The organism is Polaribacter sp. ALD11, assembly GCF_002831685.1.
In the GTDB taxonomy this organism is placed as follows: domain Bacteria; phylum Bacteroidota; class Bacteroidia; order Flavobacteriales; family Flavobacteriaceae; genus Polaribacter.
In genome coordinates, this window is the sequence record NZ_CP025119.1 from 1,738,900 (window position 1) to 1,762,220 (window position 23,321).

A 23,321-nucleotide genomic window follows, 5' to 3' on the forward strand; every position below is an offset into this window, starting at 1 on the left:
CTCATCAGTGCCTCTTAGTTTTATCAACTAAAATCACTACAAAAAGTAGCCAAAATTCATTATATTGCATTACATCAATCCTTTTATTAAAACAAAAAAAACATGAAACTTAAAGTTGGTTTATTAGGTGGTGGTTCTTGGGGAACGACTATTGCTTCATTAACAGCAAAGAATAGTGAAACAACTCTATGGGCAAGAAATATTGAAATTGTAAAAGAAGTTAATGAAAAACATTCTAATGAAAAATATTTACCCAATGCTAAACTTCACAAAGGATTAAAAGCTTCTACTTCCATAAAAGAAACTGTAGAAAATGCAGATGTAATTGTTATGGGAATTCCGTCTCAACATTTTAGGGCCGTTTTATTAGAAGCAAAACCCTTTATAAGACCGTGGGTTCCTATTGTTAGTTTAGCAAAAGGATTAGAAACTTCAACTAAAATGAGAATGACAGAAATAATTGAAGAAATTATGCCTGGTCACCCAGCTGGAGTTCTAACAGGTCCTAATCTTGCCAAAGAAATTATTTCTGGTAAAGCAGCTGCTGCAGTAATTTCTATGGTAGATAAAACAATTGCTAAAAAGCTACAAACTGTTTTTAGTTCTGGCCTATTTCGAGTATACACAAATACAGATGTAATTGGAAGTGAATTAGGAGGAGCCTTAAAAAATGTAGTGGCAATTGCATGTGGAATGGGAGATGGCGCTAATGCTGGAGATAATACACGTTCTGCTTTAATTACAAGAGGCCTTTCTGAGCTTACCCGTTTAGGGACTGCAATGGGCGGAAAAGGAAGAACTTTTGCCGGTTTAACTGGTTTAGGAGACCTTGTTGCTACTTGTTCTAGCTCTAAAAGTAGAAATCATCATGTGGGTTTCGAATTAGGAAAAGGAAAAAAATTAGAAGCTATTATTAACAGTATGAATGAAGTTGCAGAAGGCGTAAAAACAACTAAAGTAGTAATGGAGTTAGCGAAAGATTACAATGTAGACATGCCCATAACTAAAGAAGTTTATAAAGTGTTGTATGAAGGAAATACGGTCTTCGACGCCTATAAGAATTTAATTACGCACGAAGTTGGTTCTGAAAAAGAACCCGGATAGTCTTTAAATTTACATTTTTATAATATCTTTACTCATTTATGCGAATTTTTTATCAAAAATATAATTTTTTATGCTAATTATTGGAATTGCGGGTGGAACAGGAAGTGGGAAAACGACCGTTGTAAATCAAATTATTAAACAATTACCAACGGATGAAGTTTGTGTGATTTCTCAAGATTCTTACTATAACGCAACAGAGAACTTGCCTTATGAAGAAAGAGCTAAGATTAATTTTGATCATCCAAGAGCGATCGATTTCGATTTGATTATTAGACATTTAAAAGCATTAAAGGCTGGTAACAATATTAATCAGCCAGTATATTCTTTTGTAACTCACAACAGAACAAAAGACACCATAAAAACACACCCAAGAAAAGTGGTAATTGTGGAAGGAATTCTAATATTTAATAATAAAGAATTAAGAGATTTATTTGATATTAAAATATTTGTGCATGCAGAAACAGATGAACGTCTAATTAGAAGGTTAAAAAGAGACATTACAGAAAGAGGTAGAGATATGGATGAGGTTCTAAGTAGATACCAAACCACCTTAAAACCTATGCATCAACAATTTATAGAACCAACGAAGAATTTTGCAGATTTAATTATACCAAATGATAGGTTTAATAATGTCGCTATAGATATTGTTAGAACTGTTATAAATGAACGTTTATAGCCATGTCTTTTAATACCTTAAAAAAGAATAGATTCTTTAAAGTTTTGACAAACACTTTTGTCTTAATTTTTATTCCATTTTTAATATGGATGCTATTTTTTGATGAAAACTCTTATTTGGTTCATAGAAAATTTAACCAAGAAGTTAAAGATTTGGAAAACACCATTTCTTTTTACCAAACAAAAATAGCAGAAGACAAGGCAACCATTAAAAAGTTAGACGATTCTTTGCAGTTAGAGCGTTTTGCAAGAGAACAATATTTAATGAAAAAAGAAAACGAAGATATTTATATTATAGAATTTGATACCATAAAATAATGAGTAAATTTCTGTTTAGTGAATTTGAAAGAACATCTCCAACTGCTTGGAAACAAAAAATTCAAGTAGATTTAAAAGGTGCTGATTATAATGAAACGCTACTCTCGAAAACGAATGAAGGAATTACTATAAAACCTTTTTACACCAAAGAAGATAGAACTCATTACAAAATAAATACTCCTAGAGAAGATTTTAAAATTTGTCAAACAATTATTGTTTCTGATGAAAAAAAAGCAAATACTTTAACATTAGATGCTATAGAAAGAGGTGCAACTGCCATTCAATTTATAGCAAAAAAGAAATTTGATTATACTGTTTTATTAAATGAAATAGATTTCAAATCTTTAACAATTTACCTTAAACTCGATTTTTTAGACGATCTCTTTATAAATGAAATCTCTAAATATATAAATTCTAATAAGTGCTTTTTTCAAATAGATATTATAGGAAATCTTGCAGAAGATGGTAATTGGTTTGTAAATTTAAAGGAAGATTATAGTAAATTACAAAATGTAGTCGAATACGTAGAAAACTCCATTTCAGTATCTGGAGATTTATATCAAAATGCAGGTGCAAACATAGTGCAGCAATTGGCATATTCTTTAGCACATGCAAATGAATATTTAAATTATTTTGGAGCCGAAAGTGCCAGTAAAATTCATTTTCAATTTTCTGTTGGTAGTAATTATTTTCATGAAATAGCGAAGTTAAGGGCTTTTCGTATCTTATGGGAGTCTCTTTTAATTGAATATAGGGTTGAAAATATTGAAGCTCATATTTTTGCACAACCTTCTACAAGAAATAAAACTATTTACGACTATAATGTAAATATGTTAAGAACAACTTCTGAATGTATGAGTGCTATTTTAGGAGGATCAAACACAATTGCTAACATTTCTTATGATAAAATTTATGCAGAAAGTAATGGTTTTGGTGAACGAATTTCCAGAAATCAGTTGTTGATACTTCAACAAGAAAGCGGATTTAAAGATTCACAAAACATTGCTGAAGGAAGCTACTACATAGAATCTCTTACAGAACAAATGGCAGAAAAAGCTTTAATTATATTTAAACAAATAGAAAAAGGTGGTGGTTTTCTAAAACAATTAAAAGAAGGCAATATTCAAAGAAAAATAAAAGAAAATGCAACTAAAGAAGAAGCACAATTTAATGATAATGAATTAATTTTATTAGGCACCAATTTACAACCCAATAAAGAAAATTTTATGAAAGGAAGTCTAGAATTAGATCCTTTTGTAAAACAAAGAAATATTAAAACATTATTTCCTCCAATTATTAGAAAACGACTTTCTGAAAATATTGAAAAGAAAAGATTGAAAAATGAGCAATAGTTTATGTTAAAAATATAAAGTGAGTAAAAACAAAGAAATTTTAGCACATCAGCAAAAACAAAAAATGCTAAAACAAGAAATTAAAAAAATTAACGATTCTATTCCTGTTTATTTAACTGGGTTTATTTTTTTAATGTTTGTTGTTGTTTTTCTATTAGAAAGTAAAGTTTATAGCTATTTTGGAGGAACTTTAAATTTTATTACAACTAGTTCTCTATTCACATTATTTATTTGTGTAACTTATTTTTATCTCAGTCAAAGAAAAATTAAAAGAAAAGAGAAATTATCTAAAACTATTGGATTAAAATTATATCGTTTAATGAAACTAGAAAATGAGTAGAAAATCTATTAAAAACATATCGCTTTCTAATAAAAATAAAACTTCAAAAGAATCTCTTCTTCATGAAGATTTTGTTGCCGGTATTTCGCCTAATTTAAGGGGACCATATTCAACAATGTATGTTAGAAGACCTTGGACAATTAGACAATATGCGGGGTTTTCTACTGCACAAGAAAGTAATGCTTTTTACAGAAGAAACTTAGAAGCGGGTCAAAAAGGACTTTCTGTAGCTTTTGACTTGGCTACGCATAGAGGCTATGATTCGGATCATGAACGCGTACAAGGTGATGTTGGTAAAGCTGGTGTTGCAATAGATTCTGTGGAAGACATGAAGGTTTTGTTTGATGAAATTCCATTAGATAAAATGTCTGTTTCGATGACTATGAATGGTGCCGTTTTGCCCATTTTAGCCTTTTATATTGTTGCTGCAGAAGAACAAGGGGTTTCTCTAAATGCTCTTTCAGGAACTATTCAGAATGATATTTTAAAGGAATTTATGGTACGAAACACCTACATCTACCCACCTGCTCCTTCCATGAAAATTATCGCTGATATTTTTGAATATACTAGTAATAAAATGCCGAAATTTAATTCTATTTCTATTTCTGGTTACCACATGCAAGAAGCTGGTGCAACTGCAGAAATTGAATTGGCATACACACTTGCAGATGGTTTAGAATATATTAAAAAAGGTATTGATACAGGAATGGACATTGATTCTTTCGCACCAAGATTGTCCTTTTTTTGGGCCATAGGAATGGACCACTTTACAGAAATTGCGAAACTAAGGGCAGCAAGAATGTTGTGGGCAAAAATTGTGAAAAAATTCAATCCTAAAAATCAAAAATCTTTAGCTTTAAGAACACATTGCCAAACAAGCGGTTGGTCTTTAACAGCGCAAGATCCTTTTAATAATGTTGCAAGAACTACCATTGAGGCTATGGCTGCTGCTTTTGGAGGTACACAAAGTTTACATACAAATGCATTAGATGAAGCAATTGCTTTACCTACAGATTTCTCTGCAAGAATTGCAAGAAATACACAAATTTACTTGCAAGAAGAAACACATATTACAAAAACAGTAGATCCTTGGGCGGGAAGTTACCAGCTAGAAAAATTAACAGAAAACATTGCCAATAAAGCTTGGGAATTAATTCAGGAAGTTGAGAAACTGGGCGGAATGACGAAAGCTATTGAAAAAGGAATTCCGAAAATGAGAATTGAGGAAGCTGCTGCAAAAAAACAAGCCAAAATTGATAGCGGACAAGATGTTATTGTTGGTGTAAATAAATATCAATTAGAAAAAGAAGACCCTTTACATATTTTAGAAGTCGATAATGAAGCCGTTCGTAATTCTCAAATTGAAAGGTTAAACGAGTTAAAAGCGAATAGAGATAATAAGGACGTTAAAAAATCTTTGTTAGCACTTACAAAATCGGCGAAATCTGGTAAAGAAAATTTGCTAGATCTAGCTGTAAAAGCAGCAAGAAACAGAGCTACTTTAGGTGAAATTTCTGATGCTCTAGAAATTGAATTTGGCAGACACAAAGCAGTTCATAAAACCATATCTGGCGTGTATAGTAAAGAAATAAAAGAAGACCCATTATTTAAAAAAGCTAAAGATTTAGCAGACAACTTTGCTGAATTGGAAGGAAGACGTCCGCGAATTATGATTGCCAAACTAGGGCAAGATGGACATGACAGAGGTGCAAAAGTAGTAGCTACAGGTTATGCCGATTTAGGTTTTGACGTAGATATTGGTCCTCTTTTTCAAACACCAAAAGAAGCTACTAAGCAAGCTGTAGAAAATGACGTACATATTTTAGGAATCTCTTCTTTAGCAGCTGGCCATAAAACATTGGTTCCGCAAGTTATTGCAGAACTAAAAAAGTATGAACGCGAAGATATTATGGTGATTGTTGGTGGTGTAATACCCGCTCAAGATTATCAATTTTTATATGACGCCGGTGCTGTTGGTATCTTTGGTCCTGGAACCAAAATTGCACAAGCAGCTATAGATATGTTAACTATTTTAATTGATAGCGTTGTCGAATAATTAAATTATTTTTCACCTATTCAAAAAATATATTTAACTTAAAAAAGAGAAACTTCCATCGAAATTTCTCTTTTTTAATTAAATAACCTCTTATTTATTATGAAACATAATGTTTTCAGATTCTGAAAAATTTTCTTCAGGAACTTTGTTAAAAAACTCTAATGCTTCCGTTTCGTTTGTATTTCCAAAAGGTACCAAAATTGTTCCTTTTGTTCCATCTTTGGTTTCTATGACATATAATATAGACATGTCTGAAGGATCACTATTCCCTTCATACCTATGTTTTGCAACTACTTTAATACCGAATGGCGTGTACCCCGTATCAGTTTTAGTTTCAATTAAAACATCATTTTTAACTCTATAACTATTTACATAGCCTAATTTTTCATATTTTCTTATAAAATCTAATTCGTTAGTACTTTCATTGTTATTCATAATATGAGTTTTAAATTTATTACAATCTAAGGTCTTTATTTATCTTGTTTTACTCCTATCCCTATTAAAATGAGCTCAAATAGAAAGAGCTTCTTATAAATATCTTATTTGAGTTAACTTTAGTTTTATTAGCGATAAATTTAAAATAATTAATTACTTAGTTTTGTGTAAAATAACAAGATTATGGCAATTTTAGGAAATATTATTAAGGGAATTATTACTTTAACAGGTACCTTTTCTTCAGAAGCAAATCATCTAGAGTCTCAAAAAGAGGTTTTAAAAAATTTATTAGAGACTGCAAGAGACACGAAGTTTGGGGAAGCTTATAATTTTAAAACAATTCTTTTAGATGATGATTTACAGACCTCATTTGCAAATAAGGTTCCTTATTTCGATTACAATTCTTTAGATGAAAAATGGTGGCATAAAATTCATGATGGTGAAGAAAATGTAACGTGGCCTGGTAATCCTTCTTATTTTGCTTTAAGCTCTGGAACAACAGGGAGAACAAGTAAAAAAATTCCTGTTACAGATGAAATGATTGCTGCTATAAAAAGTTCTGGTATTAAGCAGGTTACTGCTCTAAATAATTTTGATTTACCAGCAGATTTCTTTGAAAAAGATATTATGATGTTAGGTAGTTCTACAGATCTTGCCGAGAAAGACGATCATTTAGAAGGAGAAATTAGCGGAATTAGCGCAAGTAACATTCCTTTTTGGTTTAAAGGGTATTACAAACCTGGCGAGGAAATTTCAAAAATTGAAGATTGGGATGAACGTGTACAGCACATTGCAGAAAATGCTAAAACTTGGGACATTGGTGCTCTAAGCGGAATTCCTGCTTGGATAGAACTGATGATGCAAAAAGTTATTGAATTCCATAATTTAGAAAATATTCATGAAATTTGGCCAAATTTACAAGTTTACACTTCTGGTGGTGTTGCTTTTGGGCCTTATGAAAAAAGTTTTAAAGCATTATTAGGAAAACCTGTTACTGTGATTGACACCTATTTAGCCTCTGAAGGCTATATAGCAACTCAAATAAGACCAGAGACAGATGCGATGCAGTTGAATACCGATAATGGCATTTATTTTGAATTTGTTCCGATGAATCCTGCTTACATAAATGAAGATGGCTCTATTAAACAAAATGCCCCTTCGCTTACATTAGAGCAAGTAGAAACCAACACAGATTATATCTTAATTATAAGTACAGTTAGTGGTGCTTGGAGATATTTAATTGGTGATACTATTGAATTTACAGATGTAGAAAGAGCTGAAATTAAAATTACAGGGCGTACAAAATTCTTTTTAAACACTGTTGGCTCTCAATTATCTGTTAATAAAATGGATGATGCCATTAAAAATTTAGAAGAAAGATTTTCTACCCAAATTACAGAATACACCATTTGTGCAAAAAGATTTGAAGATGGTGAGTTTTATCATTCTTGGTATTTAGGAACAGAAATGAAGGAGGATAATAACAAAATTGTAACAGCTTTAGATGATTTTCTAAAAAATGCTAATAAAAATTATAAAGTTGCTAGAAGTAAAGCTCTAAAAGGTGTAAAAGTAACTGTAATTCCTGTTGAAAAATTTCATGATTGGAATGATAGCAATAAGAAAAAAGGTGGCCAAGTAAAAATGGAACGTGTTATGAAAGAAGATAAATTTGCAGATTGGGAAAAATTTGTTAATCAGAATTCATAGAAATAAAAAAAATGAAAACAATAGTTAATAAAAATCCTATCACAGAAGAAAAGATCGTAAAATATAACAAAATTTCAGTGAAAATTGAAAAAGTAAATATCACACTTCAATTGTAAGTTAAAATAGTTTTGTAAATTAATTAGGTGCTTTTTAACTGAGATAGATTTTTCTATGAATTAAAAGAGATGGTTCTAATTAGGGACGCTTTCAATTTATGAAATTAGATATTTATTTATATTCATCTATAATAGCTTAGAACAAAAGTAAAACCCTTCACTAGTTAATGAAGATTTTTATTTTTTAAAGAAGTTTATTTAATTTTCTCTAAATTCTGTGCCACCTTATTTCGATCTTCAACCAAAACCATAATTTCTTCTGGAGATAAATAATATCTTTTAATTCTATTTTTATATTCTTGAGAAATATCTGCATGGTTCAATATAAAGTTCTTTGTTTTTAAAATGTAAGACTCCATTCTATGTTTCACAGCAAAACCATCTGCAGCTCTTTCTGCTTCAACAATATGATTGTCTGAAAATAAATATTTAATTCCGAACCAAATTAAATTTAGTTTGCTTCTATTTTGATAATCCATAACATGCCCCAATTCATGACCAATCCAACCAATAAAAATATCTGTTGGAATATCTCTTGTAGAAAACTCTTTGTCAGATATTTTAAACTTCTCACTAATAAGTATCAAAAATTTTCTATTTTTTTTTGATTTAAAAAAACTATCAAAAGTTGGTCTCGCTTGCATTGTAGACTTTTTAATATTTTTTTTAAATTTAAATTCTATATGGATATTTTTTAACTGTGGATAGTAATTTAAAGCTGTTTCTACTTCTTCTTTTATATATTTTGGTATAATATGATATTTAGACATAAATATTGTATTTTTTTTAAGACTTTAATACATAAATATACCGCTATCTAGAAGTTCATTTGTGCTTTTATGCTTAAATTTGTAACTCTTTTAAAAAGCACTTCAAAAGGATGAAAAAAATATTCAATTTCCTCTATTCTACTCGTTTAATGGCCGTTTTATTTATCATATTTGCCACAGCCATGGCAATTGCCACTTTTATAGAAAATGATTTCGGCACACAAACCTCTAAGGCACTTGTATATAATGCTTGGTGGTTTGAAGCAATTATGGTTTTCTTTGTAATTAATTTCTTCGGAAATATCTTTAGATACAGATTATATAAAAAAGAGAAATGGCCCGTTTTAATGTTTCATGGCGCTTTTTTATTAATTCTTGTTGGCGCAGGAATTACACGTTACGCCGGTTATGAAGGCATAATGTTAATTAAAGAAGGAGAAACTACAAATAAATTCTTATCAGAGACCACCTACTTAAACGCTATTGTAGATGATGGAAATAGCCAAAAGCCAGAAATAAATGCTCCTATAATGCTTTCTGCATGGGGTACAAATTCTTGGTCTTACTCAGATAATTTTAAAACCAAAGACAGCGATATCGATTTTAAATTAGACTTGGTTTCTTATATCCCTTGGGCAGAAAAGAAGTTAATTGAAGATGAAAATGGTGTAGAACACTTATTTTTTGTAGAATCTTCTGAAGGAACTCGTCATGAACATTGGATTAAAAAAGGGACTATACAAAATATCCATGGAATTTTAATTGGTTTTGATGCAGAGAATGAAAATGCTTCTATCAATTTTACAAATAAAAATGGCACCTTAAAAATGATTTCTAAAGATGAAGGAGATTGGTTTCGAATGGCAGACCAGAAAAAAGGAAAAATTGACAAAGACACCTTACAAGACTTTAAATATTTAACGCTTCACAATATTGGCGATATGCAATTTGTAATTCCGAAACCCGCAGAAAAAGGAATTATGAAAACGATTAGTGGGCCAAAAGATGATAAAGTACAAGATGTTATTTTGGTAGATATCACTGCAAATAATGAAACTGAAAGAGTAGAATTAAAAGGAGGTAAATTTAATTCTGATGGTTCTAAGGAGGTTACCGTTGGTGGTTTAAACTTTAGAGTTTTATATGGTGCTAAAATATTAGAAACTCCTTTTAGTATTAAATTAAATGATTTTCAGTTAGACAAATATCCGGGTTCAGAAAGTGCCGCTGCATACGCAAGTGAAGTTACTGTTATAGACCCTAAAGAAACTTTTGATTATAGAATTTTTATGAACCATATTTTAGACCACAAAGGTTATAAGTTTTTTCAAGCAAGTTATGATTTGACTGGCGAAAAAGAAGAAACTCATCTTTCTGTAAATCACGATTTTTTAGGAACTTTTGTAACCTATTTAGGATACTCTTTATTATACACAGGTTTAATTTGTATTCTTTTTGCAAAAAACACTCGTTTTGATGACCTGAAAAAAGGATTAGCAAAAATTAGAAAAAAGAAATTAACCATGTCTATCGTGGCTACTTTGTTTTTATCTAGTTTCACTTTTGGGCAGCACACAAATAATCATCAACCAAATAAAATTACCACACATCAAATAGATTCTATTTTAAAAGCCAATATGGTAGATGCAAAACATGCAGAAAGCTTTAATAAATTGGTCATTCAGGATAATGGTAGAATGAAACCTGCACATACTTTTGCTTCAGAATTAGTAAGAAAAGTAAGTAAAACAGAAAAATTTAAAGATATGGAACCTAGCCAGGTTTTATTATCTATTATTGAAAACCCAAGACTTTGGTTTGAAGTTCCTGTAATTTATTTAGAAAAAGGAAATACCGAAATTAGAGAATTTATAGGAGTTACAGAAACTGCTGAATATGCAGCTTTATCAGATTTTATAACACCAATAGGAATTTATAAAATAGAAAAGAAAGTTGCGGAAGCACAAAAGACGAAAATAAAAAATAAATTTCAAAAAGATTTAATTAATATTGATAGAAGAATTGGTTTATTATATTCAGCAATTGGTGGTGGAATTCTAAAAATTTATCCAATTCCGGGTGATGAAAATAACAAATGGGTTTCACAACCAGAAACCTCTGCTGCTAATTTTAAAGGAACAGATTCTGTTTTTGTTCGTCAGTCTTTGCCTGTTTATATTCAATTTTTACAAAAAGCAAAACAAACAAATGACTACTCTGAAGCAAATAAAATTTTAGACGGAATTAAAACCTTTCAGAAAAAATTTGGTTCAGAAGTTCGTCCATCAGAAAAGAAAATAGATTTAGAGATTTCGTATAACAAGGTTCAACCGTTTCAGTTACTTTCTAAGTATTACGGTTTTGTAAGTATGTTTTTAATACTATTTGTTATTTGGCAAATATTTAATTCTAAAAAATGGATTAACACAATAGTAAAAGTTTTAACAATTGGTGTTATTGGTTTATTTATTTTTCATACACTAAGTTTAATTTCTCGTTGGTATATTAGTGGTTATGCTCCTTGGAGTAATGCTTATGAATCTATTATTTTTGTTGCTTGGGCAACTATGTTGTTTGGTCTTATCATCGGAAGAAGATCTGCACTTACAATTACTGCAACTACATTTTTGGTTGCTATTACCTTAGGTTTTGCACATCAAAACTGGTTAGATCCAGAGATTGCTAATCTACAACCGGTTTTAAATTCTTGGTGGCTTTTAGTACACACTTCTATTATTGTTGCTAGTTACGGCCCACTTTCTTTAGGTATGATTTTAGGAATATTTGCTCTTTTATTAATGGTTTTTACCAATGACAAGAACAAAAAGAAAATGGATTTAAATATTAGAGAGATAACTATTATTAATGAAATGGCAGTTACTGTTGGTTTAATTATGTTAACTATTGGTAACTTTTTAGGAGGAATGTGGGCAAATGAAAGTTGGGGTCGTTATTGGGGCTGGGATCCTAAAGAGACTTGGGCCTTAATTTCTATTATGATCTATGCTTTTGTATTACACATGCGTTTAATACCTGGTTTACGTGGTAGGTATACTTTTAATTTATGGTCTATAATTGCATATGCTTCTATTATGATGACTTATTTTGGGGTAAACTTTTACTTAGCTGGTTTACATTCTTATGCTAGTGGAGATAGAGTTATTACACCAACTTCGATTTATTACTCTGTTGGTTTTGTTGCTATTTTAGGAACATTTGCTTTTATAAAATATAAAAAATATTATAAAAAATAATTTTAAAGAGAAGTCAGTAAATATTTTCAGAAGAAAATGTATTTTTGCTCTTCAAAAAATCAATTATAACCTCTCGAGCTTACTCGATATTACAAAAGAAAAAACAATATATGTTTCATAAAAATATTAAATTAATTTTAGCGGGTTTAATTTCCGTTTGGGCAGTATATCAATTTACCCTAGGAAATATTATGAATGGAGTTTCTATCTTATTACTAGCTGGACTTTTTATTTTATTCTACTTTAAAAATGAATTTATTTTACTAGCTTTTTTACAACTGCGTAAACAAAATTTTGCAGGAACTAAGAAGTGGCTAGATTATATTAAAAACCCTGAAGCAGCTTTAATTGTTAAACAACAAGGTTATTTTAACTACTTACATGGTATTATGTTAAGTCAGACAAATATGACACAGGCGGAGAAATACTTACGTAAAGCTGTAAAATTAGGTTTGGCAATGGATCATGATTTGGCAATGGCAAAATTACAATTAGCGGGAATTTCCATGACTAAAAGACGTAAACGTGAGGCTACCATCTTAATGGCAGAAGCTAAGAAACTAGACAAGCACGGTATGTTAAAAGAGCAAATGCAACAAATGAAGCAACAGATGAAAAAAATCTAAACTTTATACCGTTTATTAAAACATAAAAAAATCCGATGAAATTAAATTTCATCGGATTTTTTTATGTTTTAATAAACATTGCGTACTTTACTTTATTCTTGTTAATGTTAAATCTGGATTGTACTTAACAATAAACAACCCTTTGTTTTCTGTTGTTTTAAAAAGTTTACCTGTATAATCAAACTTACTTTCTACTCGGTAAGAATACCCTTGTTCAAAAGTAGATTTCAAACTTTTACCCGATGCTAAACGTATTAAAATATCATACGTTATATCAAATCCTTTTGTCGCATAGTAAGAAGGTAATACTCCATTTTTAGCTAAGTATTTATTATTAAAATCCATTGCTTTAAAAGAATCTTCTCTAATATACTCATCACTTACATAAGTAAAACTTAACTGGGCAAGTTTCCCATTATCTACTTTAGTAAAAGCACTAATTTTATCAAAAGTAAAAACATTTACTGTAGTATTTTTAGGCAAACTAATTAAGCTATTTATTGCACTAGCAACAACAATATTATCACTCGTTGTCATCACAACAACATTTTTCATGTTTGGTTTTAAAACATCTGTAAATTTTGATTTTTTAATATAACCATCTTTTGGCATAATAACATGAACACTATTTATTGAGTCATGAGATTTAAGAATTTCTCTAATTTTATTAGAACTATAATTAGAATTCGCCTTACCATCACCAACAATAATAATATTACCATCATTAAAATTCTCTTCAATATATTCTAGTAACTTATCTCTAAATAAATCTTTATTTGGCGACGTCTTAATTATCCTTTTAGACGTAAATTTTGATTGATTTTTAGAATATACAGGAAAAACAATAGATGTATTTACTTTTTCTGCTAAGAACTCAACCTCCTCAGAATATAAAGGACCAATAATAACATCGTTTTCCTTTAAATTATTATTTGCGACTATTGTATTTATTTTTGTGCTTTTTCCACCTGTATCAAAAACATCAATATTTAATTCTACTCCTTGTTTTCTAAGAGAATCGATTGCTATTTCTGCACCTAAATAAAAATCGGTTACAATATTTGCTAATTTGCTATTTCTAAAAATCTCATTACTTGAAAGAGAATCTAATTCAGCAGCTCTAAAAGGAAGCATTATTGCTGCCTTAATAGAAACACCTTCTTCAATTTCATCTTTATAAATAAAATCTTCTTCTTCAAAAACAGCCGAAACTGGCATTATTTTAATTAATTGACCTAATTTTAATCCTTCAGATAATTCAGGATTTAAAGTGATTAACTCTGCTCTAGTTACATTATAGAACCTTGTTAAACTAAAAAAAGTATCTCCTTTTTTAACTTCGTGAATTTTAAACTCTTTCTCTAATTTTTCAATTAAAAGATTTCTTTGTTTTTCTTTTTCAGAAATTAAAACAGTTTCAGCCCCTTCTTTTATACTGTTAGAATCTAATGTAATGTCTTTGTTACTATTATCTTTTCCTGTACCAATTTTTTTAAGTTCTTTGTTAGGAATAATAATTACAGTATTTACTTTAGGATTTCTACTCACATCTGGGTTTAGACGTAATAAATCTTTGGTTTTCATGTCCAATTTCTTAGCAATGACACCCATTGATTCTCCTTCTTTAACTTTATATTGAACGTACTTTTTCTGTTGACCGCAAGATACGGTAAACGTTAGAATACACAGAAAAACAAAAAATTTAAGATGTTTCATATATTTTATTCCCATTCTATAGTTGCAGGTGGTTTAGAGCTAATGTCATACACTACTCTATTAACGCCTTTTACTTGATTTATTATTTTATTTGATATTTTTTGTAAAAACTCATACGGTAAATTCACCCAATCTGCAGTCATACCATCGGTACTTTCTACTGCTCTTAAAGCAACAACCTTTTCATAAGTTCTTTCATCTCCCATAACTCCAACAGAATTAACAGGTAATAACATTGCGCCAGCTTGCCAAACTTTGTCGTACAAACCATCTTCTTTTAATCCGTTTATAAAAACAGCATCCACTTCTTGTAAAATACGAACTTTTTCTGCTGTAATGTCTCCCAAAATACGAATTCCTAAACCAGGTCCTGGAAATGGATGACGACCTAATAACTCTGCGTCAATTCCCATAGAAGCTCCTACTCTTCTTACTTCGTCTTTAAAAATCATACGCAAAGGCTCTACAATTTTCAATTTCATATAATCTGGTAACCCCCCCACATTATGATGACTTTTTATTGTTGCAGATGGCCCACCATTTACAGAAACAGACTCAATAACATCTGGGTATATTGTTCCTTGTGCCAACCAAGTTACATCTGTAATTTGTTGCGCTTCATCATCAAAAACTTCTATAAAAGAATTTCCAATTGCTTTTCTTTTCTTTTCTGGATCTGAAACACCTTCTAGAGCTTTCAAAAAACGTGCCGATGCATCTACACCTTTAACGTTTAAGCCCATTCCTTCATACTGTTTTAAAACACTATCGAACTCATTTTTACGTAACAAACCGTTATTAACAAAAATACAATATAGGTTTTTACCAATTGCTTTGTTTAATAAAACTGCTGCAACTGTAGAATCTACACCTCCAGAAAGTCCTAAGACAACTTTATCCTTTCCTACTTTTTCTTGAATTGCTGCAACAGTACTTTCTACAAAAGAATCTGGAGTCCAGGTTTGTGCTACCCCTGCAATTTTTACTAAGAAATTTTCTAATAATTGTTTCCCATCTTTAGAATGGTAAACTTCTGGATGAAACTGAATTGCATATGTTTCTTCTCCTTTAATTTTATAAGCCGCATTTGCTACGTCTTTTGTGCTCGCTAATAATTCTCCATTAGTTGGCAAATCTTTTATAGTGTCTGAATGACTCATCCAAACTTGACTTCCTTCAGAAATATTTTCAAAGAAAGTTTCATTATTTTTTATGAATGATAAATTTGCTCTACCATATTCTCTTGTATTAGAAGGCGCTACTTTTCCTCCAGAAAAATGTGCTAAATATTGTGCTCCGTAACAAACGGCTAACATTGGCTTTTTTCCTCTAATATCTGACAAATCTGGATGTAAAACATTTTCTCCTCTTACCGAGTTTGGGCTACCCGATAAAATAATTGCTTTAAATTCTGATTGATTTTCTGGTGGATGGTTGTATGGATGAATTTCACAGTAAATGTTTAATTCTCTAACTCTTCTTGCAATAAGCTGTGTGTATTGCGACCCGAAATCTAAAATAAGTACGTTGTGTTGTTGCATGCGCAAAAATACCATTTCAGATTAAATTTTAAATGCTGAAATGAATATTTTTTACGATAAATTAGAATTCGTTGAAATTATCGAGAATTCGCATTTTATTTAACTAAACTTTATTAATTTCTGAATACATAGTTAGTAGCTGTACATTAAAATTTAATTCAAAAACTCAACTACCTTTTCTTATTTCTAAAATCTTTAGGTATTAAGAAAACAGTTCGAAATATAGACAACGCCTACTTTAATTTACAGCGTTTGAAACTTAAAAACGATACACAATTGCATTAATATTCATTCCTGCTCCCACAGAAGCCAAAATTACAACATCACCTTTTTTTACTTCTTGATTTTTAATATTTCCTTTTAGAACTAAATCTAATAAAGTTGGTACTGTAGCTACAGAACTATTTCCTAATTTATGAATACTCATTGGCATTACACCTTCTGGAACCTGCTTTTGAAACAACCTATAAAAACGTTTTACAATTGCTTCATCCATTTTTTCATTTGCTTGATGAATAAAAATTTTCTTAACATCGTCTATCGCTATTCCGCTTTTGTCTAAAGCAATTTTCATTGCAGCAGGAACATTTGTAATGGCAAATTCATAAATTTTTCTACCATACATTTTTATATAACGTACATTTTCATCTTCCTCTTTGTTAAACGATTTTCCGAAATGTAAAAAATAAGCTTCTTCTTTTGCGAAAGTTTGTGTTGCGTGACTAATAATTCCAGAATCTTGTTCTTCTGTTTCTTCAACAATACAGGCACCAGCACCATCGCTATAAATCATAGAATCCCTATCATATTTATCAACAATTCGAGACAGCGTTTCTGCACCAATCACTAAACATTTTTTTGCAATTCCTGCTTTTATAAAAGCTTGCGCCTGAATTACACCTTGTATCCAACCTGGGCAGCCGAAAAGAATGTCATAAGCGACGCAGTTAGGGTTTACAATTCCTAATTTATGTTTAACTCTAGTAGCTAAACTTGGCAGCATGTCTCCCTGAATAGTTCCTTGTTGTAAGTCTCCAAAATTATGTGCTAGAATAATATAATCTAATTCCTCTGCATTTAAATCTGCATCATTAATTGCTTTTTCTGCCGCAAAAAAAGCCATATCAGAAGTTTTATGTTCTGGTTTCGCGTACCTTCTTTCTTCTATACCGGTAATGCTTTTAAACTTTTCTATAATCACATCATTTCCTGAAGAAAAACCACTACCATCTTCATTTAAAAAATGTGTTTCTAAAAAATCTTTATTCTCTTTTTTAATTGAAGGAATAAAACTTCCTGTTCCTGTAATTTTTGATGAAATCATAAATTGATGGTACTTTTTTAATTGCTAAAATCCGTGAAATTTACAAAATTCAAAGATTCAATCGCATTAATTCTAATGTTGAATAATGATATTCAAAAAACACTTTTTCAAATAAACTTAAAAACACCTACTTAGCATAAAGATTCATTTTAAGCTGCATAACAGTAGCTATTGAGGTTGCTCTGTTTTTCATTCTTTCAGAAATTTCACCCTCAAAATAAGCGTCAATTGTTTGAAATAAATACGATGTCCAAATTGTAAAATGTTCCTTTTTAAATTTCACAAAAGCATTTTTGTCTATATGCTTTTGCATGGTATTATTTTTATAAGTGGTTGTATCAAACAAAATATCATTCCAAAAATCAGAAATAATTTCTAGGTGTTCTTCTAGATGATTTTGGGCAACAATATCCTCGAAAAACGGAATCATTTTTTGATCCACCAATAACAACTCATAAAATTTTGAGATGATACATTTAATGTCTTTTCTTGATGAGATATCTTTTTTCATCTATAAGTATGAACTATCAAAAGAAAAAGGCAATAAAGAAAGTAAAGATGCTGTTTTTACAATCTCACCAACTTCTCCCATAAAAATAACTGGGAATGGTTGCTTTTGCTTAATTTCATATTCCGACAAAGATTGTCTGCAAGCACCACAAGGGCCAACAGGTTTATCTACTTTTGTTATTGTTGAGCTTGCTGAAATTGCAAGCTTCATTATCTTAACTCCAGGGTAAGTTGCGCCTGCATAATAAATGGCAACTCTTTCTGCACACAACCCAGATGGGTATGCTGCATTCTCTTGGTTATTACCTAAAACTACCTCTCCATTTTCTAACAACAAAGCTGCACCAACATTAAACTTAGAATAAGGTGCATATGCTTTTTTTCTAGCCTCAACAGCTTTCTCCATTAAATTTCTGTCTTCTCTAGATAATTCTGAAACATCATTATAAACAGTTGCTGTTGTAGAAATTTTTATTTCTTTCATAATTTAAGCGGTCAAAAAAAGCAGCCTAAATTGACTGCTTTAAATAGTGTTATAAAATTACTAAAAAAATATGGTTTATTAATACTCTTCGTAAATTTCACCTAAATCGAAAGATAAAGAAAATCGTAAAGAATTTTCTAGCGGATTATTTACATCTGAAGCATTTACTAAATAAGATAAATCGATATTTAAAGCGTTGGTTTTAAAACCACCACCTAAAGTAAAATACTGTCTATTTCCTTTCTCTTCACTTTCATGAAAGTATCCTGTTCTTAATGCAAAAGCATTGTTGTATAAATATTCTGCACCAAAAGCATACGTAACTTCCTTCATTTCTTCGCTAAAACCTCCTGGAGCATCTCCAAAAGAACTAAAAATTCCGTTGATCCAACCTTGTTCATTATCAGCATCATTTACAGAAGGCACTAATAATTTTGTAAATTCTAAAGTGGTAGAAATGGTATTGTAATCATCTAAGATAAAATCAAAACCACCTCCTAATTTTAAATTAGTCGGTATAAAATCTTCATTATTAGCGTCTGTTGTATAGTTTACTTTAGGACCAATATTTGCAATATTAAAACCTATTCTATAACGACCGTTAAAATTACCGTAGTTTTCCTCTAAAGATTGATAATAACCAGAAACATCTACTGCAAATGAATTTATAGGTTGTAAACTACCAGAAACACCAGTAAGTGTAAGGTTAGATCGTAAATATTTTAGAGAAACTCCCATAGAAAAAGTTTCACTTAACTTTAAAGAATAAGAACCCGTAAATGCCAATTCATTAGGGTTTATTATTCCGTTAGAGTTCCCACTACTATCTGTTAAATCTATTTGACCTAGAGAAAAGTATTTTAAATCTGCACCCCAAGCGGCATTTTCACTAAAACGATTTATATAAGATAAACTTCCAGTAAAAATATCATCAGTTAGGTTACGCAACCAAGGTGAATAGGTTATTGCTGTTAAAATTTGTCTGTTACTAAATGCAATTTTTGCAGGATTATGAAATAAAGAAAAAGCATCTGCGCTTGTGGCAACACCAATATCTCCCATACCACCAGCTCTTGCATCAGGTATAATTAACAAAAAGGGAACTGCTGTTGTAATACCACCAATATCTCTAGTATCTATTTGGGTTTGTGCGCTCATATTATTGAAGCTTAAAACACTAATTAATAATAATACTCCTAATTTATTCATTTTTTTCATCTATGTTGAATCTTGTTCTTATTGCAAATATCTAATTTTTATTGAAGTATTACTAATTTCTCATACTTCTCTGACAGGAGGTCGCTACTTGTCGATTTTACTCTTAGCTTGTAAATATAAACTCCTTTTCCTATTTTATGACCAAAATCATCCAAACCATTCCAAGTAATGTTCCGTGATAAATTACCTGTTGTTTGTACATTTCTATTGATTGTTTTCACCAATTTACCAGCAACCGTAAATATTTGAACTTGCACCTCTAAAGGTTCATTTGGTTTGTTGTGATTAAACCAAAACTCTGTATAATTTACAAAGGGATTCGGATAATTTAAAACATTTTCTAGATTTAGAATAGCATCACTCACAACCACAAAGTTCAACGTTGCCTCAGATGAATTATTGTATGTATCCCAAGCTTTTATTTTTAACGTATGCGGACCGACCTCTAAATCTCGAAGTCTATAGGTAACTTTTCCTTTGGTAAAATCGTTTAATTCTGTTTCATAAAAATCATTCAACACAATTGGGTTTGATGTATCTCCGTCTAAAACCCCTATAATATCATGGTCTACAGCTGTTATAGTGGTATTAATACCACTTACATCTGAAAATACGGCAATTAAATTAGGAGACGCATTTGTATTGGCGCCATCTATAAAAGATTCATCATTCATAAATAACGTTACTTCTGGCCCAACAGTATCTTCTGGTGCGTTTTCATCAATTCCACCAATAATAATATCAATATTATAACCCGCTTTTTCTTGAAATGTACTGTTATCAACTGCATAAAAACTTACTTTGCCTTTTTTCAAAACTGGTTTTCCGTTTCCATCGAAAATAATATTTCCATTTCCGTCTTTTTCCTTTTCAATACCAATCTTAATATCTTTTGGTACTATAAAGTCGAATTTAAAAACCCCATTTTTAACCGTCGATTTCCCTCTAAAAAGCTTACTATCCTGTGTATCAAAAGTGTTTTTTATTCCAAAACCATCATTATCTAATGTTGTCTTATTTAAAGGCTTATCAAAAACCGTGGTTGACAAAAAACCATTAAAATCAGTTAAAATTACATTAGAATTATCTAATACAACACCTTCGATACTAACTTTAGAAAGCGCTTTTAAAGTATCTATAGGCTGTAAAATATCTTTACCATTAATTTTGGTAATTTTAACATTTGGCTTTGGCATCGCTAACTTCATTGCTGGATCTCCAAAAGAATAAATAAAGAATTTTTGGTTGCTAGAAAATTGATTTTTAGTATTTGTTAAGGCCTCTGCAATCGTTAACTCTTCTTCAATAATTAAATGTTCATCTTTAACTTCTAATAGAACCTTTATCAACTTCTCGTTAAACTGCTGTCCTGTATAAATATAAACTTCTCTTCCGGTAGTTATCATGCTTGCTGCCCCACCATTCTTATTCCATAGTGTTAATTCACCAGCCGTAATTCTATTCGGATTATCGAATCTCGAAAAATCGCAGGTAACAGTTATAAATAGCGGCAACGTATTCGAATTGTTAAAGGCTGTAATTTGTGGTTTTTCTAAAATCCTTTCCGAAGCAAAACCATCTTCTCCTCCATGCCCAAAATAATCGAAAATTAAGGTCCCTTTTTCAATTGCATTTGTAATTGCTTTGTTTACTTCTGGGTAACGTTCGCCTCCAGAAGAGTTTTGTTGCACGTAAGCATCTACATAGATTTTATTTACATTAAAAATTGGTTTTTCTTTTTTAATTTCATCTGCAATCGATTCTACTCCTTTTTGCAAAACTTCTTCACCAACTTCATCTATATCATCTGCTAATAAGGTAATGGTGTTTCGCCAATCTCCTATCGATTTTTTGTCATAATAACTTAAAATTTTATCAACAACATCTTTAGCTTGCGATATTCCTGTAACTGGTATTCTACTCGAAATAACATCTAAGGTGTGATAAGATTTAAAAGGGCCGCTTGAATCGCTCGAAGGATCTCTAGAAACTCCATCCATAGTTCCTTCGTGATTTTCTAACATCACAAAAAAATCATCTGTAACCCAAGAGTTTGCCAAATTAAAACTCTCTTTGGCTAATTTTACAGGAACAATGTTGTTATTACCTACAAGTCTGTCTTTATAATCATAAGAAGCATCACCAAAAAAGCAAACGTATTTTAGTTTTTTTTCTACAGATGCATCAGCTACATATAAATGTTTAATAAAATCTCTAATCCCAGTAATATCTTTAGAGCCCGAAGCGAATTCATTATAAATTTCATTTAAAACCACCACTTTTGTGGTTAAACCCGAATTATCTCTATGGTATTTTGCCAATACTTCTGCTTGTGAAACCAACTCAGAACTTGTAACAACCAAATAATTAATGTCTTTTAAAGCATGCAAGTTTTGGTTGATAACTTTGGCATTTGCAATTGTTTCTGGAATGTAGAAATCAGACTCATTTAAAACAACGTATTCCCTTAAAACTTCTTTCCCATCCTTATTATTAGCTCTAGCTTCATCTTTAAATACAAAATTAGCCCCTGTTACATCATTACTAATAATTTTTGGTGCTAAGAAATCGGACACATCCCAAACTTGAAAAATATTCGCTGCATTTTTAATTTGATACTCAACAGTTCCTGAAGTATTAAATTGATTAAAACTTCGAAAAGAAAATTGCTTCGTATCTGCAATTAATTCTTTTTCCCCAGCAATTTCTATATAGTCTAAATAGGCATTTGCAGAAGGGTTTCCATTATTATTATAAACGATTTCTAAAATTATGGCATCCGAAGAATTATTATAAGAAGCTGTTCTCTCTGATGAACGAGCCTTAGTACTTGTATCTGCTGCCGAATAACCAATAGTATATAAATCTTGTCCATTTACTTTTACAGACATAGACGATGTAGTTATAGACATAGTAACGCCTCTAACTTTAACTCTTAAGTCTGTATTTTTAACAGCATTTTTAAAAGGTATTGCAAAAGTTTGTGTGTTTTCTATGTTAAAATTATCATCAAAAAACCATTGTGTTCCAGCTCCTATTAAGTTTATCTCATCTTTCTCATAGAAAATAAAATCATTAAAAGTAGTTAGTTGTGCAGTTGCTGTATTTGTGTTTTTTGTTTTTGTTTGAATTCTTTTCCCTTGTTTATCACCAACTGTTATAAAATAATATGCTTTATCTGAATAAATATTTTGACGATGTTTTGCTTTCTTTATAGTCGGGTCTACTTCCCAATCATGAGGTCCTTTTGCATAAAAGAGAATAAAATCGTTGTTATCAAAGCTTCCATCGGCTTCTCCTTCTACATAAATAGCGTTTTCCTGCAAGTCTTTGTTTCTAAAATCACTATTTAAAACAGGTAATAAACTCCCTCCATTCCCAAAAATTTGAATATTCTTAGGATTTAATCCGTTTGTAGAAACACCAATTCTCTGTAATAAATTTTTATCAATTTTAAAAATACCAGTAGTATCTACAGAGAACTTATACCAATCTCCAGTAGCCAACACAGAACTACTAGACTGAGCTACTGTACATTGAAGCAAAAATAAAGTTAATATGACTAAAAAAAATCTTTTCATAAATAGTATTCAAATAACGCAAAATAATGAGAGATATTTTAACGACTGTAAAGATAAGTTATACTAAATATAAAAAGCATTCGTTTAATAAAAAGTGATTATAATATGATGCGTTAAATTTTATATTTTTCTTGCACTAAATTATAATTATTGTAAATTGCATCGATAATAAAAACCCTAAATAATTTTCT

General features: G+C 30.5%; 18 protein-coding genes. 9 read left to right on the forward strand and 9 right to left on the reverse strand.

Annotated features, from left to right (window positions below):
• The first annotated feature begins 102 nt into the window (after positions 1-102).
• The 6 genes from CW731_RS07795 (at position 103) to scpA (ending at position 5,845) form a co-directional block, all read left to right on the forward strand.
• Positions 103-1,104 carry an NAD(P)H-dependent glycerol-3-phosphate dehydrogenase gene (locus CW731_RS07795; protein WP_100946196.1) on the forward strand — a complete coding sequence of 334 codons (1,002 nt, stop codon included), beginning with the start codon at positions 103-105 and terminating at the stop codon, positions 1,102-1,104.
• A 70-nt stretch (positions 1,105-1,174) separates the two neighbouring features.
• Positions 1,175-1,780, forward strand: coding sequence for a uridine kinase (gene udk / locus CW731_RS07800; RefSeq protein WP_100946197.1), 606 nt, complete (start codon positions 1,175-1,177; stop codon positions 1,778-1,780).
• Between the two features lie 2 nt (positions 1,781-1,782).
• Positions 1,783-2,097 carry a septum formation initiator family protein gene (locus CW731_RS07805; protein ID WP_100946198.1) on the forward strand — a complete coding sequence of 105 codons (315 nt, stop codon included), beginning with the start codon at positions 1,783-1,785 and terminating at the stop codon, positions 2,095-2,097.
• Positions 2,097-3,449, forward strand: coding sequence for a methylmalonyl-CoA mutase subunit beta (locus CW731_RS07810; RefSeq protein ID WP_100946199.1), 1,353 nt, complete (start codon positions 2,097-2,099; stop codon positions 3,447-3,449). Before CW731_RS07805 ends, CW731_RS07810 begins: the two co-directional genes overlap by 1 nt.
• A gap of 19 nt (positions 3,450-3,468) precedes the next feature.
• Positions 3,469-3,789 (forward strand): hypothetical protein, encoded by a 321-nt coding sequence (locus tag CW731_RS07815; protein WP_100946200.1) that lies wholly within the window; start codon positions 3,469-3,471, stop codon positions 3,787-3,789.
• Positions 3,782-5,845, forward strand: coding sequence for a methylmalonyl-CoA mutase (scpA, locus tag CW731_RS07820; RefSeq protein ID WP_100946201.1), 2,064 nt, complete (start codon positions 3,782-3,784; stop codon positions 5,843-5,845). Before CW731_RS07815 ends, scpA begins: the two co-directional genes overlap by 8 nt.
• Before the next feature lie 90 nt (positions 5,846-5,935).
• On the opposite strand, the gene CW731_RS07825 is transcribed toward scpA, so the two are convergent.
• Complete coding sequence (locus CW731_RS07825) at positions 5,936-6,280, reverse strand: hypothetical protein (protein WP_100946202.1); 345 nt, start codon at positions 6,278-6,280, stop codon at positions 5,936-5,938.
• A 183-nt stretch (positions 6,281-6,463) separates the two neighbouring features.
• On the opposite strand from CW731_RS07825, the gene CW731_RS07830 reads away from it, so the two are divergent.
• The gene (locus CW731_RS07830; protein ID WP_100946203.1) at positions 6,464-7,990 is read left to right on the forward strand and encodes a GH3 auxin-responsive promoter family protein; all 1,527 of its coding nucleotides are present in this window, start codon (positions 6,464-6,466) and stop codon (positions 7,988-7,990) included.
• Between the two features lie 310 nt (positions 7,991-8,300).
• Here the strand turns inward: CW731_RS07830 and CW731_RS07835 are convergent, their stop codons facing one another.
• Positions 8,301-8,876 carry a hypothetical protein gene (locus CW731_RS07835; protein ID WP_100946204.1) on the reverse strand — a complete coding sequence of 192 codons (576 nt, stop codon included), beginning with the start codon at positions 8,874-8,876 and terminating at the stop codon, positions 8,301-8,303.
• A gap of 110 nt (positions 8,877-8,986) precedes the next feature.
• On the opposite strand from CW731_RS07835, the gene ccsA reads away from it, so the two are divergent.
• Both ccsA and CW731_RS07845 read left to right on the forward strand, forming a co-directional pair.
• Positions 8,987-12,130, forward strand: a complete 3,144-nt coding sequence (gene ccsA, locus CW731_RS07840; RefSeq protein ID WP_100946205.1) for a cytochrome c biogenesis protein CcsA — start codon at positions 8,987-8,989, stop codon at positions 12,128-12,130.
• Between the two features lie 110 nt (positions 12,131-12,240).
• On the forward strand, positions 12,241-12,756 hold the full coding sequence (locus CW731_RS07845; RefSeq protein WP_100946206.1) for a hypothetical protein: 516 nt from the start codon (positions 12,241-12,243) through the stop codon (positions 12,754-12,756).
• Positions 12,757-12,843: 87 nt separating this feature from the next.
• On the opposite strand, the gene CW731_RS07850 is transcribed toward CW731_RS07845, so the two are convergent.
• The 7 genes from CW731_RS07850 to porU all read right to left on the reverse strand — a co-directional run bounded on the left by CW731_RS07850 (position 12,844) and on the right by porU (position 23,130).
• Positions 12,844-14,487 carry a LysM peptidoglycan-binding domain-containing protein gene (locus tag CW731_RS07850; protein ID WP_100946207.1) on the reverse strand — a complete coding sequence of 548 codons (1,644 nt, stop codon included), beginning with the start codon at positions 14,485-14,487 and terminating at the stop codon, positions 12,844-12,846.
• Positions 14,478-16,013, reverse strand: coding sequence for a glutamine-hydrolyzing GMP synthase (gene guaA, locus CW731_RS07855; RefSeq protein WP_100946208.1), 1,536 nt, complete (start codon positions 16,011-16,013; stop codon positions 14,478-14,480). The genes CW731_RS07850 and guaA overlap by 10 nt, the downstream gene beginning before the upstream one ends.
• A 259-nt stretch (positions 16,014-16,272) precedes the next feature.
• Entirely contained in the window at positions 16,273-17,337 is a 1,065-nt protein-coding gene (locus CW731_RS07860) for a 3-oxoacyl-ACP synthase III family protein (RefSeq protein WP_100946209.1), read from the reverse strand.
• A 127-nt stretch (positions 17,338-17,464) separates the two neighbouring features.
• Positions 17,465-17,848, reverse strand: coding sequence for a group III truncated hemoglobin (locus CW731_RS07865; RefSeq protein WP_100946210.1), 384 nt, complete (start codon positions 17,846-17,848; stop codon positions 17,465-17,467).
• Complete coding sequence (gene cdd, locus CW731_RS07870; RefSeq protein ID WP_100946211.1) at positions 17,849-18,331, reverse strand: cytidine deaminase; 483 nt, start codon at positions 18,329-18,331, stop codon at positions 17,849-17,851. It abuts the gene before it with no gap.
• 78 nt (positions 18,332-18,409) lie between these two features.
• Positions 18,410-19,540 (reverse strand): type IX secretion system outer membrane channel protein PorV, encoded by a 1,131-nt coding sequence (gene porV / locus CW731_RS07875; RefSeq protein WP_100947653.1) that lies wholly within the window; start codon positions 19,538-19,540, stop codon positions 18,410-18,412.
• A gap of 47 nt (positions 19,541-19,587) precedes the next feature.
• Positions 19,588-23,130, reverse strand: a complete 3,543-nt coding sequence (gene porU, locus CW731_RS07880; RefSeq protein WP_100946212.1) for a type IX secretion system sortase PorU — start codon at positions 23,128-23,130, stop codon at positions 19,588-19,590.
• Positions 23,131-23,321 lie beyond the last annotated feature (191 nt).

Coding starts and splice junctions, on each gene's coding strand:
- ccsA (WP_100946205.1), top strand. CDS start 8,987: ATGAAAAAAATATTCAATTTCCTCTATTCTACTCGTTTAATGGCCGTT.
- CW731_RS07845 (WP_100946206.1), top strand. CDS start 12,241: ATGTTTCATAAAAATATTAAATTAATTTTAGCGGGTTTAATTTCCGTT.
- CW731_RS07860 (WP_100946209.1), bottom strand. CDS start 17,337: ATGATTTCATCAAAAATTACAGGAACAGGAAGTTTTATTCCTTCAATT.
- porV (WP_100947653.1), bottom strand. CDS start 19,540: ATGAATAAATTAGGAGTATTATTATTAATTAGTGTTTTAAGCTTCAAT.
- CW731_RS07810 (WP_100946199.1), top strand. CDS start 2,097: ATGAGTAAATTTCTGTTTAGTGAATTTGAAAGAACATCTCCAACTGCT.
- guaA (WP_100946208.1), bottom strand. CDS start 16,013: ATGCAACAACACAACGTACTTATTTTAGATTTCGGGTCGCAATACACA.
- CW731_RS07805 (WP_100946198.1), top strand. CDS start 1,783: ATGTCTTTTAATACCTTAAAAAAGAATAGATTCTTTAAAGTTTTGACA.
- porU (WP_100946212.1), bottom strand. CDS start 23,130: ATGAAAAGATTTTTTTTAGTCATATTAACTTTATTTTTGCTTCAATGT.
- cdd (WP_100946211.1), bottom strand. CDS start 18,331: ATGAAAGAAATAAAAATTTCTACAACAGCAACTGTTTATAATGATGTT.
- scpA (WP_100946201.1), top strand. CDS start 3,782: ATGAGTAGAAAATCTATTAAAAACATATCGCTTTCTAATAAAAATAAA.
- CW731_RS07825 (WP_100946202.1), bottom strand. CDS start 6,280: ATGAATAACAATGAAAGTACTAACGAATTAGATTTTATAAGAAAATAT.
- CW731_RS07850 (WP_100946207.1), bottom strand. CDS start 14,487: ATGGGAATAAAATATATGAAACATCTTAAATTTTTTGTTTTTCTGTGT.
- CW731_RS07835 (WP_100946204.1), bottom strand. CDS start 8,876: ATGTCTAAATATCATATTATACCAAAATATATAAAAGAAGAAGTAGAA.
- udk (WP_100946197.1), top strand. CDS start 1,175: ATGCTAATTATTGGAATTGCGGGTGGAACAGGAAGTGGGAAAACGACC.
- CW731_RS07795 (WP_100946196.1), top strand. CDS start 103: ATGAAACTTAAAGTTGGTTTATTAGGTGGTGGTTCTTGGGGAACGACT.
- CW731_RS07830 (WP_100946203.1), top strand. CDS start 6,464: ATGGCAATTTTAGGAAATATTATTAAGGGAATTATTACTTTAACAGGT.
- CW731_RS07865 (WP_100946210.1), bottom strand. CDS start 17,848: ATGAAAAAAGATATCTCATCAAGAAAAGACATTAAATGTATCATCTCA.